We start from the raw sequence: 17,927 nt of genomic DNA, 5'->3' as shown, positions 1-17,927 counted from the left end.
AACGGGATTAACCGGATTAACGGGACTAACGTGGTTAACGCGATTAACGTGGTTAACGCGAGAAGAGGGCGTCGAGGCGAGCCTGCTCGGTTTCTTGCGGATGGACGCAGCGATACGCGTCGGATAGCTCCGTGCACAGTTGCGCGAGTATCGCAAGGCTGACCGCCTGGTCCGCGTGCTCGACCTCTCCTGCGTTCAATATGTCGTCGATGACCGGCGCGAGACGGCGTAGATGCCGGAACGTCGTCGCGTCTAGTTTCATGTCGAATCTCCTGTGGGCGACTGGGCGCCCTGAACTGGCCCCTTTGATGGCGCCGTCATGTCCGGTGTGTGGCCCCAAAGTTAAGACGGGTTGATGTGACTTCGGTTCCCCTATTTTGATGCATCGCACAACAAATAGGAAGTCGCGTTAACGCGGGTCGCATCGCCCGGTTGCGCGGCGGCCGGCGCACCTGTTCGCGCCCCACGAAGTGGGAAATCGAGCCGGTTGCCGATGCAATTTACGCGCCCGATTGTGCGCCGCATCGATGATTATCGATTGTTAAAGATTCCAAAAAGGGGTTTACGCTTACGCAACTTCCCTACGAGAGATTCATCGTCGTGTCTACTCTTCTTGAGCGGGACAGCCTGGTGGTGACATGGTGTCGGATCAACACACGCGCGGCGTCTGGCCTCGAACAATCCTGCGAGCTGAACGGGCAGGGCGAGGCGGTTGAGCGTCCCAATCCATCGGCGCGGCGCCAGATCGTGTTGACCGACGCCTATTGCCAGATCGCGGAACAGATTGGGCACGTTGCCGCGATGTCGGTTGCCGTAACAACGCCGTCGTTTGGTATTCGCGTACCCGACGTCGTGTGGATGCCGCCGGAGAAATGGGAGCGGTTCGACCGCGACGCCCCGGTTCCGTTTGTCCCTGATTTATGTGTCGAAGTGCTGCTCGACCGCAATCCGCTGCACGATATTGCGCCGAGGGTGACGGCATATCTCGAAGGCGGCGCTCGCGAGGTCATTGTCGTTGCCCAGGATGGAGAGCTGCAATTCTGGGGCGCGCGCGGGCGGCTGCAAGCGTCGGCATTCGGGATAACGCTATCGCTGGACCGCATGTACTTCGACGAATGGACTCCGTCTTGTGGTTCCGGCGGTCATTGGCAGAATGGCCTAGTCTGACCTTAACTGCACTGCGTGCCGAACCGGCGACTTACACGCCGGACTTCCACGGCCAGGTGGGATAGATCCGTTCGCTGGTTTCAACGCTTTCGCGGTCTTGCTCGATTTGCTCGCCGTTGTGTGGAGCTTCGCTGGCGACAGCGGCCTCGGCCTCCTTCTCGTTCGCGGATGGCGAGCCGGCGTCGGCTTCAGTCGATGAGGCATGCACATCTTCGTCAGCGCTCAACAACGGCAGGCCGACGCCAAACCACGAAACTTCGTCCGTTAATCCGGCGACGTACGCCCGCCATCCGTCGGCGTTGCGGGCAAACAGATTGAGCTGGACTGTGGAAGCGAGACGCTTGCGGTCCAACTCGAACTCGAGCAATTCGCGCGGCCATTCCACAAAGGCGCGTGTCGCGCACCGCACGAATTCCGTCGATGTCATGTGCGCGGATACCTGTCCAAGCAGCGGAAAGCGCGCGAGCGGTTCGTTCGTCGCGGCGAGTTCGCGCACGGTCTTGTGGCTGTCATCGTTTTGAATGAGCCAATTCACCGCCTCCAGTACGTCTGCGAAGTGCAGCAACAGGGCGCGGCGTTCGAACGCGTCTTTCATCTGCTTATCTCTCTGCTGAGGTTGATGCACGATTTTAACTTCTGTTTGCGAGGAGATGAGACGTTGGAGGCTGAGGTCGCTGGCGTGGTTTTCATTTAATCAATTTGACATAAGATAAATTATCACCGATTGAGTCGCTGGCTAGATTGAAATGTCGCACCGAGAAAGCCGGAGAATGCTCCGGCTTTTTTTACGTCCCCACGAAAAACCACACGACCAATGAAACAACCGAACCAGCGTTACGGGAACCCGAGAGAAATGGCGTATTACATGCAAGGCCAGCCAATCGAGCACATCGCGCGCGAGCTGCGTCGCACCGAGCGCACGGTTCGCGACTGGCTTTCCGGCCGCGAGCGGGTTCCTTGGTGGGTTCCGGAGCTGTTGCGACTGCGCGACATGGAACACAACCTGCGCCTGCAACAGATGGGCGTTGGCCGACTAGCGCCGCGCCTGCACGCCGTCGACGGCAAGGTGCGCGAGCTGCGGCTGATCAACGAGCAGCCGGCGCCGGAGCCGACGCCACAACTCGAACTACTGCGGCCGCAGTCAGTCGCCTGACCCTTATGGAAGGCGTTCGATCACAGCTTGATCGAGCGCTTGAGCGACGGCTTTAATGAACCCGCGATCCCGCGTTTGGATCGCGCGCGTTTTCCCACCCGCCGATTCAATCTCCAGCACATACTCTCCGCGCTGCAAAAAAAGCCAAAGGACTCCCGGAGCGACGCAAGCAAGCGCCAGCCAATAGACCGGCGTTGAGAAAGCGGTTGCGAGATCTTGCGTGCGGGAAACCTCAATAGCGGCAGCAATTCCAGCAATAAGCACCAATATCGGCGCGAGCCGTTTGGGCGGTCTGTTTCCAATGAAAACGGACGCGAGCGACGAAAGCGGCACTGTGAATGAGCTAATCACCACCCTTGCGTTGGTCACCAGCACACCGTCTTTTTCGAAATATTTTTTTCTTCCACCGCGAGGCCTTTCTTATCTGGGAGCCCGCGATTCTGCCACGAACAAGAAAAAACCCGGCGCTGGGGCCGGGTCTGACTATTTCCGCTTTTTGAATCTGCCCTTGCTGTCGCGGGCCGGCGTGCGCTTGTGCTTGTGGTGGTGCTTTTTCGTGGTCATGGATTCCTCACTCTTGCGTGATGCCGACCTGCGCGGCGGCTTTCGAGACACAGCCCGCATCCGCCGCGGCAACCAGCAAACGCCAATGCATCAAGTTCATCATGATCAGTAGTAGCTTTATTGAAATGTCGTGTTCTGAAATGTCGTGTTTTGACCTCGGTATGCTTGCCAATTCCACGTGGGACCTCGGAGCCTGACATGCATCCAGCGACACTGGTCACATTGAACATGCGCGAACTCGACCGACTGAAGGTGACCTGGGCGGCGAGCGGGTGTCCATTTCTTGTTCCGTTACGCGTTACCGCCCTCGATCCCCGCTTGCTGATGCAGTCGCCGGACAATCTCTGTGTGCGTTTCGCACGAATAGCTGATCGCACCGCTGCACGTTACGCGCCTCGTAAAGGTAAGCGTGTCTCCGACGTTCGCTCTGAGAAGCTCCCACCGGGCGCACCTGGCGAGCCATCGAATCAAATCATCGATCACGAACGACGATGCTCGCACGACGGCTTGCGCCGCCTCACCGCAGCGCCTTCACCCCGTCCGCCGTGACGTCGGCGCGCTGGCCGCCCCAGGTCACGCGCAGATAGTTGGCGAGCTGCGCAATCTGCTGGTCGCCATAAGTGCCGGAATAACCCGGCATGGCCTGCATGCGCTCCATGCCCGTGAACGGTTGTGCCGCGAGGCCGTCGAGCATCGATACGACCAGATTGCGCGGGTCGGCCTGACGCAGTGTCGAGTTGCCGTTCAACGGCACCGCGACATGTGGCTTGCCCTGCCCATCGAAGCCATGACAGCCCGCGCACGAGTCGAGATACAGATTGCGGCCCGCGGCGAGTTGTGCCGCATCGCCGGCCTTTATCGCGGCGAGCGGCGCCGGCGCGGGCGGCGCGTCGCCGAGCAGGTACGTGGCGAGTGCGCGCAGATCGCCGCCGTCGAGATGCTGCGTGCTCAGGTAGACCACCGGATGCATCTCGCCGAACGCAGAGCCTTGCTTCGCTATTCCCTTCCCGAAAAATACCTGGAGATCCTCACCCGTCCAGCCACGCGCCGCCAGCGCGGCCGGCGTGATGTCCGGGCCGCCGATGCGTCCGAGCGTGCCGCCCTGAAGCGCCTTCGTGTCCTGCATCTGGCCCAATGCGCCGCGCGGCGTGTGACATTCCGCGCAATGGCCGAGCGCGTTGGCGAGATAACGTCCGCGCCTCCAGTCGGCGGATTGTCCTGACGATGCATCGGGCAACGTATTCTTCAGGAGCAGCATGTCCCAGAACCGCACCGTAAAGCGCATGTTGTACGGGAACTTGAGATCGGCCGGAATATTCGGCACGGGTGCCGGCTTCACCGACCTCAGGTAGGCATAGATCGCGTCGCTGTCCTCGCGCGTCATCTGCCGGTACGACGTGTACGGCATCGCGGGATAGAGCTTGTGGTTCGGTGTCACGCCATCATGCAGCGCAGCGTAAAACTCGTCGGCGCTCCATGTGCCGATGCCATGCTTCGGATCGGGTGTGATGTTCGTGCCGTAAAACGCGCCGTAGGGCGATTCGAGCTTGACGCCGCCCGCGAACGGCGCGCCGTTCGGTACGGTGTGGCATGCGGCGCAATCGGCGGCCCTCGTCAGATAGCGGCCGCGCGCGATCTGCTCGGGCGAGCTTGTCATCGGCGCGGCGCTGGCGCGCTGCTCACCGCAGCCGGCCAGCGAAAACGCAGCGGCAGCCGCGAACGCGACCGGAGCCACGTAACGAGTCGTTATCGATGGCATCATGCTGCGTCCTTCACGAGTCCGGGCGTGGTGAGCACGAGATCCTTCACGGCCTCGTAATAACGCACGTAGCCCGTGCAGCGGCAGATGTGATCGTTCAGCGCGTCCATGATGATCGCCTCGATCCGGTGCTTCTCGACCGGGTTGCGCTTGAGTTTCTCGAGCAGCACGGTCGTCGCGTTGACGAAGCCCGGCGTGCAATAGCCGCACTGGAAGCTGAAGTGTTCGAGAAACTTTCGCTGCACCGGCGAGAGGTCCACCACGTCGCCCTGCTCGTTACGTTTCGCGTGTCCTTCGATGGTCCGCACGGTCTTGCCGTCGAAGAAATGCGCGCCGTTAATGCAGGTGCGCACTTCTTCGCTCGTGCCGTCGGCCTTGTCGACGATCACGACGCATGCGTGGCAGATGCCCTGTCCGCAGCCCAGGCGCGAACCTGTGAGACCCAGGTATTCGTGCAGGAAGTCGATCATCGGCAAGCCGGCGGGCGCGTCCATTGGACCCACCTTGTTGCCGTTCACGGTCATGGAAAGCGAGCGCATGTCGAGGCCCGCGGCGGAAGAAATGGCCGTCATGCGAGCACCTCCTGAATGTTTTGCGGCGTCACCGGCAGATCGGTGAAGCGATGTCCGATCGCATGCGCGATCGCGTTGACGATGGCGCCGACCACCGGAATCATCACCACCTCGGCGATGCCCTTCGGCGGATCGGTGTCGGTGAGCGGCGGCAGGACTTCGCCGGTCTGAGTCCACACGGCGACGTCGCTCGCGAGCGGCAGGTGATAGCGATTGAAGTTCCAGGTGCCGTTGCCCGGACCGTCTTCATAGAGCGGCAGTTGCTCGTGCAGCGCGTGGCCGATGCCCATCGCGACGCCGCCTTGCAGTTGCCCCGAGACGAGCTGCGGCGCGATCTGGTTGCCGCACTCCATGATCGAGTGATGCGAGAGCAGTTCGACCTGGCCGCTGCTCTCGCTCACCGCGAGTTCGACGAGTGTGCCGACCGCGCTGTAATACGTGACGCCGGCCTTGTTGCGGCTCACGGGCGGAATGAACACCGTCTTGCGATCGAGCACGGTGTAGCCGTTGGGCGTGAGCCCGTCGCCCTTGCCTTCGCCGTAACGCAGCGAGAGACCGTCGATGGGCAGACGTTGCGTGCCTCCCGCGAAATCGAAGAGCGCCTCGCTCCACTGCCAGCGGTTGAACGTGTGCACCGTCGCGCCGGTGACGAGTCCGAGTTCATGCGCCTTCTTCGCGAGCTGTTCGAACGGGAGTGCCGCCATGCCGCCTGCGGAGAGCTTGCCGTCGACCCAGCGTGCATCCTCGATGCGCACGACGAACGCCGCCGCCTGACCGCCACCGATGCCCTGCCCCCACAGCGCCATCGCTGCCGGCCAGAGACCCTGGCGGAATACGACTCGCGCCGCCTCCTGCGTGGCGTGCGTGAAGTAGTAAGCCGAGTTCGACGCGCTCACGGGCGAGGCGCGCGTCGGCGACCAGCGCGGATTCGCGCTCAAGCGATCCTGCTCGGCCTGGAGCATGGTGTAGGGATCGCCGCTCGACACGACCGGCAGATCGGCCCAGTCCGTGATCAACATCCGCACATCCACGGCCGGCTTGCCCAGCCACTTCGCGACCGCGAGCGCCTGCGACGTCGAGGTCCCCGTGCCGATTTCCGCGCCCGAGTGCGACAGCGAAACGCGGCCGTCCGTGCTCACTTCGACCTGGGCGAATGCGCTTTCCGCGCCCGTGCCGAAATCCTTCTGCGTGCACGAGAAGCCGACGCCGTAGCGTTTGCCCGGATGTGCCGCCTCGTAGGCGGTTTTTCGTTTCGCGCGTTCTGCCCACAGCGGAAGCGCCTGCGCCTTCCGCAGCACTTCCTCGGCGCGCATTACGCCTGCGGGAATCGCGCCCTGCGTGTTCTTCATGCCGGTGCGAAAGACGTTCTTCAGACGCAGATCGATCGGGTCCATGCCGAGTTGCGCGGCGATATCGTCGATCATCATTTCGGTCGCGGCCATGCTTTGCAGCGTGCCGTAGCCACGCGCCGAGCCGGCATCGATCGCGCGCGAGGCGGTGGCGACGGAAGTCAGATCGCTCTGCGGGATGTAATAGATCGATTGCGCAGCCGTGGCGCCGACCATCGCGACCGAAGGCGAGAAGTTGCAGCGTCCGCCGCCATTCGCTTCGAAATCGGCCTTGAATGCCTGGATGAGACCCGTCTTTCTTTCGATGGCCATGCGATAGCGCATGTCGAACGCGTGGCGCTTGAGCGAGGTCTGAAACTGCTCGAAGCGATCGTTGGCGAGACGCACCGGACGGCCGTCGCCGTACAGCGCCGCGACGAGCCCGTAGAACGGAATGTTGTAGTGATCCTTCGAGCCGTAGCCGACCGTGTAGCACGGATGCAGGAACAGCTTCTTTACCGGGAAATGCGATTTCGACGTCATCTCGACGACGCTCTCCGTCACTTCGGTCGGACCTTGCGTCGGGACGACCATATGCAGCGCTTGCGCCGTCGCGTCGTACCAGCAGTTCGCGTTGTCCGGTTCGAGCGCGGCGGTATCGACCGACTGCGTGCGATATCGACGTTCGACAACAAGCCACTCTTCCGATGGATGCGCGAGTGCGTCCGCGATCTGCTGCGCGTGGAACGCGCCCTGCTCGTCGAGTTTGCCGCCTTCATTCGAGTCGGCCCAGACCGGCTCGCGCTTTTTCATCATGTGCGGGAAGAGCGGCGTGTCCTTGAGACTCGAGAACGTGTCGTCGTCGTAAGGTGTCTTGCCGCCGACGCGCACGAAGCGAAACGCCGCCCACGGATCTCGCTCGAGCGGCCCCGTCACCGCGCCGTAGCGGATCACGTCCTCGCGGAATTGCAGCTTGTCCTTCGCAAAACGAAAACGCACGAAGTCGTGATAAATGAGGATCGTGACCGCTTGCCCGAGATACGCCGGCGTCTTGCCGGCAGGCAGCAGCATGTCGTCGCCGTAGAAAGCGGGAAATGCGAGGTTGTCGCGCGCGAGATCGTCGGCTGTGACGATGCGATCCGGCGCGAGACCGGCGGCGTCGAGCATCGAGAGATCGAAGCCCTCGTAGGTGCGGTCCGCGAGCGTCGTGCGCAGAATCATCGCGTGGGACTGCGTCTTCGGCCAATGAGGCATGTCCGATGCGCGGATGTCGCGCGCGAACACCTTCATGCCCGTCACTTTCGCGACGCCGTCAATGCGGAATTTCACGTCACCGTTTTTCCCGAGCCATGGCACGGGCGTCAAAATTTGTTCTTCGAACAGCGCGGCAAATGCGCGGCTTCCGAGCGGCGCCACGAATACCGATACACCGGCGAGCGCACTCGCCTTCAGAAAGACGCGCCGGGACAGGCCGAATTTCCCCATGTCTTTCTCCTCAAGTTTCCAGTCACCGGGGATGCTGGCGGCCCGTCGGACTCGAGGCATCCTGACTCGTGTCGATGTTGAACTCAACACGCGCCAGTCGCCGCTCAGGAGCCGTTTAGTGGGTCGGGAAGTTCAACGAGACTAGCTGTGAGCCCATCCCCCGACAAGCCGGTAGTAACCCCACAGTTCTGGCGTATTCGGCCGCCGATTGGCGAGGCCATTTGCGCCAGGCGCGGAAGCATAACTCAACCGACCAGCATCCTCATCTTGAAATGGGTCGCGTATCCATTCACTACCACGTTGTGCGAATGATCGATTCGCCTTAATCCGCCAGGTGCCAGAATAGGCGCGAGAGTCACTTGACCAGGCCGAAGCATGGCGACGATGTATTACTGCAAGTCAATCGGTGAAAGTGCGTCGCTAAAGGCTTCAGTTCTCCTTGCTAATACGGTTTTTTTCTCCCTAAACTGGTCAATGCTTAAGCTTCGCGCACATGAGAAGATCTGACGAATTGCAGCCATGCGTGTGAGAGCTTTCCGTGCTCCTTTCTGAAAGCAAAGCATTCGCTGTTCTATCAGTCGATAAAGAATGCCGAAGATGCACTACCGCGTATCAACAGACTGGGTGGAGCACAATGAACGACTCGACTCGCCCGCCGGCAACCGCGATCACAACGAATATCAGCTTGCGCGAAGGCGTGGGCGTGGGCCAATCATTCGCGGCCTGGCAATCGAAATTCACAAGCGCGGCTGCTCAGGTCAGCGGGTTCCTCGCACTCGACATCGCGCCAGCCTTCGCGGGATCGTCCGACTGGCGAATCATCCAGCGGTTTCGCTCGCCTGACGCCCTCGATCTCTGGCGAACTTCTTCAGTGCGCAGGCAACTGATCGCCGAGCTTGCTCCGATGCGAAATCCTGACGGAGCCGAATCTGACGACGAGACCCTGCACGCCCTAGACCCGTTGTCCTGTGTGACGGAAGTCATCATGACGGCCGTGGAACCCGGAAAGGAGACCGTATTTCGGGAGTGGGCGGAAACCATTCAGGAAAGCCAGTCGATGTTCCCCGGCTACATGGGAACGCTGGTTCAGGCGCCCGTTTCCGAAGAGATGCAGTACTGGACTACGCTCGTCCGGTTCTCCAATCCCACACAGCTCGATGCATGGCTCGGCTCGTCCGATCGCAAGCAGTTGCTCGAACGAGTACAACCGGATGTCGCAAGCTGGAAGAGCTATCGAATGCAAAGCCCGTTCGCGGGCTGGTTCCCTGACACCGGGGATTCACGGCCACCTGCCTGGAAACAGACGGCGCTCGTTCTGCTCGTGCTTTTTCCGGTGGTGATGCTGGAGATCAAATTCCTCAGCCCTTTGCTTGCTGGCCTGCACGTGACCATCGCGACGTTCATTGGCAATGCGATCAGCGTTTCTGTGGTCTCGTGGCCGCTGATGAAAGTCGCCGTTTATTTCATGGGCTGGTGGCTGACACCCGTGACCGCCCGGCACTGGCAGCGCGAAGCGCGTGGCATCGGCACGATGGTCGCGCTATACGTTATCGAATTGGCGATATTCATGCTTATGTTTCGAGCGTGATGGGCGCCCAACGCCGGCGGCAACGTCCATGGCCGCTGCCGCCGCAAACTCTGAGGGGCAAGCTATGAATGACGACGACAAGAAGTTCATGAGGCGGGCAATCGAGCTGTCGGAAAAGACCTCCATGATCGACGGCGCCGGCGGCGTATTCGGCACGGTCATCGTGCAGGACGGCAAAATCATTGCTGAAGGCGCCAACCGCGTGGTGGCGGAAAACGACCCGACCTGGCATGGCGAAATGGAAGCGATTCGCAAAGCATGCAAGGCCGCGGGCAGCTTCAAACTGCCCAACGCGATTCTGTACACGAGCGCGGAACCGTGTCCGATGTGCATGGCGGCATCCTATTGGGCCGGGATCAAACACATCTACTACGCTTCGACGAATGCGGACGCGCTCGAATACGGCGACTTCGACGACACCATGATTTACGGCGAAATGAAAAAACCGATGGAGGAGCGTTCTATTCCGAGCGAGCAATTCATGCGCGAGGAAGCCGTCGAGGTCTGGAAGAAATACAAAGACAAAGCCGACCGGGTGCCCTACTGATACGTTGTCGTGCCAGGGGCGCCGTGCGCCTCCTGGCATGAGCAAAAAAGCATGCTGGGCCGTGCGGCAATCGCGCATTCCAGGTCGCCCGATGCGACTTTCACGCCATCAAACTGGATGGGTTCATCGGTAGCGTGAATGGAGACACGTGCCAGACTGTCGGTCGGGCGGCAACCGCGACCCAGTACCGTGAAGCCCGTGGCCTAAATCTGTTCCCGATCTCGAACGTAGCCGTCGATCTTTGTGCATTGCCGTCTCTCACATGTCATGTTGGAACAATGCGTGAAACGGAACAGCCGCGCAAACGAAATCAGGGCATGTGACATTCCAGCGCGGCATAAGCGCGGATAACGCGCGCGCGGTGCGCTGCCGTCAAAGCGTCAACCGCTCGGCTTGTCGTAAAGCACGCGTCCGATACGATCGGCCATTGCCACGACGGAAACCGCGATCTGCTTTTCCTGCCTTGTGCTAAGACGCCCAATCGGAACACTGGAACTGACGGCAACTCTTCTTCCGAGAGGCGTGACGCCGACGAATGCGGCGAAGCACACGAGACCACTGACCGCCTCTTCACGCTCGATGGCGAGCCCGGTTTTTCGGACTGACGCCAGTTCTTCCAACAAATCGGCGCGCCGCGTCAGCGTGTTTTCCGTGAACGCTTCCAGTCTGGGCGGGAGCAGCGCCGTCACGGCCTCGTCGCCGAGACCGGCAAGCAGCGCCTTTCCCAATGCACAGCAATGCGCGGGCAAGCGTGAACCGAGGTCGGACACCAGCCGAACCGGACGCGGAGCGTCTTCTCGTGCGATATAAACGACCTGCGCCTCATCCAGCACGGCCAGTTGCACCACCTCGTTATGCCGCAACACAAAGGCCGCCGCTTCTCTGCGAAAGGTGGGCAACAATCGGTCGTGCCGTACGTAGGCATTGCCGAATTCGAAGAGGGTGACGCCAATCATGTAGCCGTCCGCGCGCTTTTCAATCCACTTGCGTCGCTCCAGCGCGTCAAGCAGCAGATAGAGCGTACTGCGCGACGTGCCCGTCATTTCGACGAGCGCCGACGCTTTCACTGGCTGCGACGCGCGGGATAGCACGTCGAGTAGATCATGGGTTCGCCGCAGTGCGGGTACGTCGTTTTCGTCAGCCATTGCGTAAATGTCGCGCCCTGGGCCGAAAGGCGCGGCTTGAAAAGTGGGTTGTCCAGTATATTGGAAAGCGCGGCACCCTGTTGGACACGGACCGATGTTCCGCTCTACGATTGTCAGCATCTTCCACGTGTTCAGGCTCTGTCCATGACCTCATTTTCCAGCTACCTGCCCGGCGATCTCGACCATGCTCTGCTTGTCGGCCGCGTCTGGCGTCAAACGACAAACGGATCGGGACCGTGCGTCGTGGTTGTCCGCGACGGCGAGGTATTCGATATTTCACGAACCGCGCCGACCGTGTCCGATCTTTTTGACCGGCGCGACCTGGCCAAACTCGCCCGCGAAGCTGCCGGCGAATCTCTGGGCCACGTTGGCGATCTGATCGAGTCCACGCTCGGCTCCCATCGTGAGGAACGGCAACCTTACCTGCTGGCGCCGTGCGATTTGCAGGCTATCAAAGCATGCGGCGTGACGTTCGCCGTGAGTCTTCTTGAGCGCGTCATTGAAGAACAGGCAGGTGGCGACCCGACCAAAGCCGAGGAAGTGCGCGCCGCGATTACGCGGCTGATCGGCACCGACCTCTCGAAGATCAAACCCGGTTCGGACGCCGCGATCAAGCTGAAGGAAGAACTCCAGCGCCGCGGTGCGTGGTCGCAATACATGGAAGTCGGAATTGGTACGGATGCCGAAGTATTTTCGAAGTCACAGCCCATGTCCGCAGTAGGACTCAGCGCGGACATCGGCTTGCTCGCCGCTTCGAAATGGAACAACCCGGAACCGGAAATCGTCCTTGCGGTGAACAGCAATGGCGAAGTGGTAGGCGCCACATTGGGCAATGACGTCAATCTGCGCGACATCGAAGGCCGCTCCGCGCTGCTGCTCGGCAAATGCAAGGACAACAATGGCTCGTGCGCCATTGGTCCGTTCATCCGTCTGTTCGACGAACACTTCACGCTCGATACGGTTCGCGAAACGAGTGTTTCGCTGCGCGTCGAAGGGGCCGACGACGGCTTCCTGCTGGAGGGCATCAGCCATATGCGGGAGATCAGCCGCGATCCGCTCGATCTGGTCAGTCAGACGTGGGGCAAGCATCATCAATACCCTGACGGCTTCATGTTGTTCCTCGGCACGATGTTTTCCCCGATCAAAGACCGAGACGCGCCGGGCGGCGGATTCACTCACCATCTCGGCGACCGCGTGACGATCAGCGCTCCTCCGCTCGGCGCGCTCGTCAACACGGTCCGGCTTTCAACCGAGATTGCCCCGTGGACCTTCGGCGTGCGCGCACTGTACGCGAACCTCGCCGCGCGCTCCCTTCTGAATCTCGGCTGATCTGCAACGCTTCCACTTACCGGCGAATTTACGATGACACAGTTCAAGAATTTTATTGACGGCGAATGGGTCGACGGCAGCGACTCGTCACCCAATGTGAACCCTTCCGACGTCAGCGACGTGATCGGCGATTTTGCACGGGCAAGCGCGGAACAAACACAGAAAGCGATCGCGTCCGCGCGCACCGCTTTTCGCACCTGGTCGCTCAGCACACCGCAACAGCGTTTCGACTTGCTGGATCAGGTCGGCAGCACCATCCTTGCGCGCAAAAACGAGCTAGGCGCCCTCCTCGCGCGCGAAGAAGGGAAAACGCTCGCCGAAGCAGTGGGAGAAGTAGGTCGGGCTGGCCAGATCTTCAAGTTCTTCGCGGGCGAGGCGCTGCGTATCGGCGGCGAGATCGTGCCGTCGGTCAGGCCGGGATTGACCGTCGAGGTCACACGGGAGCCGCTCGGCGTGATCGGTTTGATTACGCCGTGGAATTTCCCGATTGCCATTCCCGCATGGAAAATCGCGCCCGCGCTGGCCTACGGAAACTGCGTCGTCATCAAGCCTGCGGACCTTGTGCCGGGCAGCGTGTGGGAACTCGTCAAGATCATCGCCGAAGCCGGCGCGCCGGCTGGTGTGATCAATCTCGTCATGGGACCTGGCTCGATCGTCGGCGAAACACTGGTGCAGTCATCGGATGTGGACGCGATCAGCTTCACCGGATCGGTGGGCACAGGTCAGTCGATTGCAGCGAAGTGCGTCGCACGCGGGAAGAAGTTTCAGCTCGAGATGGGCGGCAAGAACCCGATGGTCGTTCTTGACGACGCCGATCTGGACGTTGCGGTCGAGGCCTGTATCAACGGGGCGTTCTACTCGACTGGCCAACGTTGCACCGCGTCCAGCCGTCTGATTGTGACAAGCGGCATTCACGACCGCTTTGTCGCGGCGATGCAAGCGCGACTTCGAAGTCTCAAGATCGGCAATCCGCTGGATGCATCCACCCAGATCGGACCGGTTGTCGACGCCACGCAGCTCGCGCAGGACGAGCGCTACATCGAGTTGGCGCGCTCCGAAGGCGGCTCGGTATTTGGTGGAGAGCGCGTTCAGCTGGCAACAGAGGGATTTTTTCTGACGCCGGCGTTGGTGACCAACACCACGCCGTCGATGACGATCAATCGGGAAGAAGTGTTCGGTCCAGTCGCGTCGGTGATCAAGGTTGCAGATTACGAGGAGGCGCTTGCGGTGGCCAACGACTCGCCGTTCGGCCTCTCCGCAGGAATCTGCACCACCTCCCTTGCACACGCGAGCCATTTCAAGCGACATGTACAGGCCGGCATGGTGATGGTCAATACGCCCACGGCCGGTGTGGACTACCACGTTCCGTTCGGTGGCCGTAAAGGATCGAGCTATGGTCCGAGGGAACAAGGGACTTATGCGCGTGAGTTCTATACGGCGGTCAAAACCGCTTACGTCTCTGCGGGGTCGGTTTGAGCAAGCGTGATTGCTCGCCTTAAGGCATCCTGAATAACGTGCACTGCGAAGCCTTTGGATTTCAGTCTCGATTGAAAGAACCTTGGGCTCATCTGCCCTCTTGTTTGCCAGCAAAGCCAGAAAGCCAACGGCGTGTCCCCCGCGGATCGCGCACAAAAACAGGCTCTCCGACACGAATGTGGGAGAGCCCGTGAACAACCTGACGGTTTATTGGCAGGAGTAGCTTGCCGAAGAAGTGATAGCACCACCGACGTAATGTGCTGTTTGCGGATACAGGCAAAGTGACCGCGATGCACTTCCGTCCGCGGAACTCACCTGAATCTGAGACGGTGCCTGCCCCTTTTCAACCCAGTTGCGCAGGGCCTGGAACATTTCATCCGGGCCAGCCGCAGGCTGCGGCAACGGCATTTTCGCCGTGCTGATCTGTGCGTTGGTAGTGGGATCGATCGAAGCGCTAGTTGCGAAGCTGCTGTCGTGCGCGAGTCCCGGGATCAGGAACAGACGGTAGAACGACTGCACGGACGCAGCGCCACCCATCTGCGCAGCAACGCGCTCGAAATAGTTGATCGATCCTTCCGGGAAAATCTTGTCGTCCGCGAGTCCGTGATAAGTGAGGATCTTGCCGCCCGCTGCGTGGAAGGTACTCAAATCAGGGTTGTCGGTGTTGATGTTGCTAAACGATGTCTGCAACGCAATACCTTGTGCGTATGCATTGGCGAGGTCGCCATATCCGAGTTGCTTCCATTTGTTCGCGCCATTACCGGTCGCGTTGACAAACGAGGCCTGTGCATAGGCGGAACTTTGCAACTCCAGTGCGACTTGATCCGTTGCGATGCCAAACGGCGTGGCGCCCGCGAGTGACAAGGAGAGACTCGTGCCGCGTGTCAGCCCGTACCATAGCTGGTTGGCTGCGAGAGTGGCGGCATTGCCGTTATCGACCGCCGGGTCAGGCACGCTGCCATCAGTCGTCTGTCCGTACCAGATCTGATTGGCGACATGTGTCTCGGTTGCCGTCAGACATGCGCTGTTAGTGCTGGCCCCGGTTACGCCATTGCCGGCCACTCCTGCGCAAAGTACGTTGACATCTTTCGTCGGATCGTAGCTGCATTGCATTGGATTGAGCAGATATCCGAGGCCCACCGTATCGCATGACTTGACGGCCGCGCCACTAACGAAAGCGAGTTTCGCCGCCGCGATAGGCGCCCCAAGCGACTGCTGCATTGCGATCTGCGGATAGAGTTCGGCGGTGATGAACTTGCTCCAGTTGAAAGCTGGCGACCCCGCGAGAATGCCGTCGAAATCCGTCGGGTACTTCTGCGCGATCTTGAACCCCTGCCGTCCTCCGGTGGAAAAGCCGTCCCAATAGGCATAGGTCTGTGGGCGACCGTAATAGGCTTTGACCAGCGCTTTGGTCTTCACCGCCATTTCGTGCATGCTCCGCTCCGCGAAGTCCTGCCACAGAACCGTGTTGATCGTGCCGTCCGGGTTCATGGCGAACGATCCGTTGTTCAAAATGACGTGGCCGTGATCGGACGCGCTAACGACATACCCTTTATTCACCGCCGCCAGATACAGAGACTTCGTTGCGACCTGAGTCGGATCGGAATCCGCGCCGCCCGCCCAACCGCCGCTGCCCGTCGCCCGGACGATGTTGTTCCATGCGGAAGCCGCCGGCAGCCAGACCTCGATGCCAATTCCTGCGGAAGTAGACGGCGCACCAGCCGCTCCAGGATTGCCCGGTCCGACGACGAGCTTCACGAGGCACACGTCGGTCGCTGCGACGGCCGGAGCCGGTGATGCGGGCGTGTTAGCGAGCGCATAAGGCGCGCCGGCCTTGAACTGTTTGACAAAAACAACCGTTGTGTTCGCGTCCGGTTTAAAAGCGGTTTTCATGCTGTCGTCACAGCTTAGTAGTACAGATTGCTGTGCTGATGGCGAAATGTCGTCATGACCGCCACAGCCGGAAATACACAAAGCCAGCAAGCTGCCTAGCAGCAAACAAAGGACGGACCACACGCTCCTTTGTCCGGTTTCGCTCCCATGTACCATTTCTCAGTTCTCCTATGTTATGCGTTGTCAGACGACAACCAGAATCGGAAAGAGACGGTTTTTATTCGGTATCCAAAACAGGAGCTGGCAAAAAGTACCGGCCGGTCGGGAAATAAAGGTTTGGCGGGAACAGATCTGCGAGCAGCGCGATGATTTATGCATCGTTGACTGTCGGGGCTCTCGGCGATGCACATTCGCGAATGTGCATCATAGTGCAACCGGCGTTCGCGCGACAAGCAGTTGGCTGCATTAAATCGCTAGCGGTTTACCCCACGGTCGGATACGACAAGCGAGGCGCTTGACGTGCGTCTGAGGCGCGTACCGTTCGACGCGGGTTGCCTTCATCAGGCAACCCGGTCGTGCGATGTCGTGTGTGCGGCCTCTTCAGGACGCCAGTTCCCTACTCCGCGGCACATGCGTCCAGTCGGAGGCGCAACGCCTAGATACTCTCCGTCCCACTCGCGAGTTGTTGTGCTTGTCCGTTTCGCGTGAGCAACAGCAATGTCGCCACACTGATGAGCGTCAGGATAGCGAGCGGCATGAGTGCCAGCGCATAACTGCCCGTCGCGGCTTTGACCCAGCCATAGACATTCACCATCAGACCGCCACCAAGGAGGTTCGCGATAGCGTTGACCGTTGCCAAACCGGCAGCGATCGCACTGTTCGACAACATGCTGGTAGCAAGAGCCCAGAACGGCCCCTTGAACGAATACGCGCCGACGAGCACCGCGCAAAGCATGCAGACGGTCGGCACCAGCGCTGCGCTGAGCGATGTACCGAACAGGCCCAAACCGATCAGCAGCATCGGCACAACGGTATGCCAGCGGCGCTCCCCGATCCGATCCGAACGACGTCCCCAATAAACCATCATGACGCACGATGCCGCGTAGGGAATCGAATTCAGCAAGCCGGTTTGCATGACCGTCAGACCGAACGATTTGAGCAGTTGCGGTTGCCAGACCGAAAGCGTGCTGCCCGCAGCCGATGCACACGTATCGACGAGCGCGAGACACAGCACATAACGATTGCGGAACAGCTTCGTCAGCGGCATGGACCGCACTTTCTTCGGCGCCTTGTGTTCATTGGCGAGTTCGGTCGAGAGCCACTTCCGCTCGTCGTCCGTGAGCCAGCGCGCGCTGTCCGGTTTGTTCGTCAGCAGGAACAGACACGCAATGCCCAGCAGAACCGTGGGAATGCCTTCGAGAAGGAACAGCCAGTGCCAGCCGCGCAGCCCGGCGATGCCGTCCATGCGAAGCAGCAGCGCCGAGATCGGCGAGCCGATGAAGCTCGCGGCGGGAATAGCGACCATGAACGTCGCGACAATACGCGCGCGATATGAAGCCGGAATCCAGTACGAGAGATACAACAGGACGCCCGGAAAGAACCCAGCTTCGGCCGCGCCCAGAAGGAACCTGAGGATATAGAAGCTCACGGCGTTGTGCACCAGCGCCGTCGCCGCGGACACAATGCCCCACGTGATCATGATGCGCGCGATCCAGACACGCGCACCGTACTTTTCCAGCGCGAGGTTGCTCGGCACTTCACAAAAGAAGTAGGAAATGAAGAACAGGCTGCTGCCGAATCCAAATGCTTTCGCCGACATGCCCAGATCATGATTCATCTGAAGCGAAGCCATGCCCACGTTGCCCCGGTCGATGAACGCAAGCAGATAGCAGATCATCAGAAAAGGGACGAGTCGCCACACGACCTTTCGTACGGTTCGGCTTTCGAGTGCCGAGGTGTCGGTAACGCCAGTAGATTGCAT

The 17,927-nt window shown here is 60.4% G+C and carries 16 protein-coding genes; 7 read left to right on the top strand and 9 right to left on the bottom strand.

The features are described 5' to 3' along the window. Positions 1–52: 52 nt before the first annotated feature. Positions 53–262 carry a hypothetical protein gene (locus VOM14_RS27245; RefSeq protein WP_327631839.1) on the bottom strand — a complete coding sequence of 70 codons (210 nt, stop codon included), beginning with the start codon at positions 260–262 and terminating at the stop codon, positions 53–55. 338 nt (positions 263–600) lie between these two features. On the opposite strand from VOM14_RS27245, the gene VOM14_RS27240 reads away from it, so the two are divergent. Next, positions 601–1,167 carry a Uma2 family endonuclease gene (locus VOM14_RS27240; RefSeq protein ID WP_327631838.1) on the top strand — a complete coding sequence of 189 codons (567 nt, stop codon included), beginning with the start codon at positions 601–603 and terminating at the stop codon, positions 1,165–1,167. Between the two features lie 31 nt (positions 1,168–1,198). Here the strand turns inward: VOM14_RS27240 and VOM14_RS27235 are convergent, their stop codons facing one another. Further along, the gene (locus tag VOM14_RS27235; RefSeq protein ID WP_327631837.1) at positions 1,199–1,762 is read right to left on the bottom strand and encodes a hypothetical protein; all 564 of its coding nucleotides are present in this window, start codon (positions 1,760–1,762) and stop codon (positions 1,199–1,201) included. Between the two features lie 258 nt (positions 1,763–2,020). Between VOM14_RS27235 and VOM14_RS27230 the strand changes: the two genes are divergently transcribed. Beyond that, the gene (locus VOM14_RS27230) at positions 2,021–2,320 is read left to right on the top strand and encodes a hypothetical protein (RefSeq protein ID WP_327631836.1); all 300 of its coding nucleotides are present in this window, start codon (positions 2,021–2,023) and stop codon (positions 2,318–2,320) included. Positions 2,321–2,323: 3 nt separating this feature from the next. Here the strand turns inward: VOM14_RS27230 and VOM14_RS31505 are convergent, their stop codons facing one another. Next, the gene (locus tag VOM14_RS31505) at positions 2,324–2,653 is read right to left on the bottom strand and encodes a DUF6232 family protein (protein WP_442955589.1); all 330 of its coding nucleotides are present in this window, start codon (positions 2,651–2,653) and stop codon (positions 2,324–2,326) included. Here VOM14_RS31505 and VOM14_RS27225 point away from each other — a divergent pair. Continuing rightward, the gene (locus VOM14_RS27225) at positions 2,541–2,996 is read left to right on the top strand and encodes a hypothetical protein (RefSeq protein ID WP_327631835.1); all 456 of its coding nucleotides are present in this window, start codon (positions 2,541–2,543) and stop codon (positions 2,994–2,996) included. The genes VOM14_RS31505 and VOM14_RS27225 overlap by 113 nt on opposite strands. Positions 2,997–3,401: 405 nt before the next feature. Here VOM14_RS27225 and VOM14_RS27220 read toward each other — a convergent pair whose 3' ends face one another. Genes VOM14_RS27220 through VOM14_RS27210 form a run of 3 tightly spaced genes read right to left on the bottom strand, consistent with a single transcriptional unit; the run spans position 3,402 to position 8,028 of the window. Then, a complete protein-coding gene (locus tag VOM14_RS27220) occupies positions 3,402–4,643 on the bottom strand; it encodes a c-type cytochrome (protein WP_327631852.1) in 1,242 nt (413 codons plus the stop codon). Next, on the bottom strand, positions 4,643–5,215 hold the full coding sequence (locus VOM14_RS27215) for a (2Fe-2S)-binding protein (RefSeq protein ID WP_327631834.1): 573 nt from the start codon (positions 5,213–5,215) through the stop codon (positions 4,643–4,645). The genes VOM14_RS27220 and VOM14_RS27215 overlap by 1 nt, the downstream gene beginning before the upstream one ends. Continuing rightward, positions 5,212–8,028, bottom strand: coding sequence for a xanthine dehydrogenase family protein molybdopterin-binding subunit (locus tag VOM14_RS27210; protein WP_327631833.1), 2,817 nt, complete (start codon positions 8,026–8,028; stop codon positions 5,212–5,214). The genes VOM14_RS27215 and VOM14_RS27210 overlap by 4 nt, the downstream gene beginning before the upstream one ends. A 634-nt stretch (positions 8,029–8,662) precedes the next feature. Here VOM14_RS27210 and VOM14_RS27205 point away from each other — a divergent pair. Further along, the gene (locus VOM14_RS27205; RefSeq protein WP_327631832.1) at positions 8,663–9,616 is read left to right on the top strand and encodes a hypothetical protein; all 954 of its coding nucleotides are present in this window, start codon (positions 8,663–8,665) and stop codon (positions 9,614–9,616) included. 64 nt (positions 9,617–9,680) lie between these two features. After that, the gene (locus VOM14_RS27200) at positions 9,681–10,163 is read left to right on the top strand and encodes a nucleoside deaminase (protein ID WP_327631831.1); all 483 of its coding nucleotides are present in this window, start codon (positions 9,681–9,683) and stop codon (positions 10,161–10,163) included. A gap of 380 nt (positions 10,164–10,543) precedes the next feature. Here the strand turns inward: VOM14_RS27200 and VOM14_RS27195 are convergent, their stop codons facing one another. Beyond that, positions 10,544–11,308: an IclR family transcriptional regulator gene (locus tag VOM14_RS27195; RefSeq protein ID WP_327631830.1), complete on the bottom strand. Its 765-nt coding sequence runs from the start codon at positions 11,306–11,308 to the stop codon at positions 10,544–10,546. Between the two features lie 144 nt (positions 11,309–11,452). Between VOM14_RS27195 and VOM14_RS27190 the strand changes: the two genes are divergently transcribed. After that, positions 11,453–12,637, top strand: coding sequence for a fumarylacetoacetate hydrolase family protein (locus VOM14_RS27190; protein ID WP_327631829.1), 1,185 nt, complete (start codon positions 11,453–11,455; stop codon positions 12,635–12,637). A 33-nt stretch (positions 12,638–12,670) separates the two neighbouring features. After that, entirely contained in the window at positions 12,671–14,113 is a 1,443-nt protein-coding gene (locus VOM14_RS27185) for an aldehyde dehydrogenase family protein (RefSeq protein ID WP_327631828.1), read from the top strand. A gap of 207 nt (positions 14,114–14,320) precedes the next feature. On the opposite strand, the gene VOM14_RS27180 is transcribed toward VOM14_RS27185, so the two are convergent. Continuing rightward, positions 14,321–16,006, bottom strand: a complete 1,686-nt coding sequence (locus tag VOM14_RS27180; protein WP_327631827.1) for a tannase/feruloyl esterase family alpha/beta hydrolase — start codon at positions 16,004–16,006, stop codon at positions 14,321–14,323. A 595-nt stretch (positions 16,007–16,601) separates the two neighbouring features. After that, a complete protein-coding gene (locus tag VOM14_RS27175; RefSeq protein ID WP_327631826.1) occupies positions 16,602–17,927 on the bottom strand; it encodes an MFS transporter in 1,326 nt (441 codons plus the stop codon).

The organism is Paraburkholderia sp. MPAMCS5, from assembly GCF_036016995.1.
Lineage (GTDB): Bacteria > Pseudomonadota > Gammaproteobacteria > Burkholderiales > Burkholderiaceae > Paraburkholderia.
Note: the sequence above shows the minus strand (reverse complement) of the source record. Positions and strands in the feature narration are given on the sequence as shown.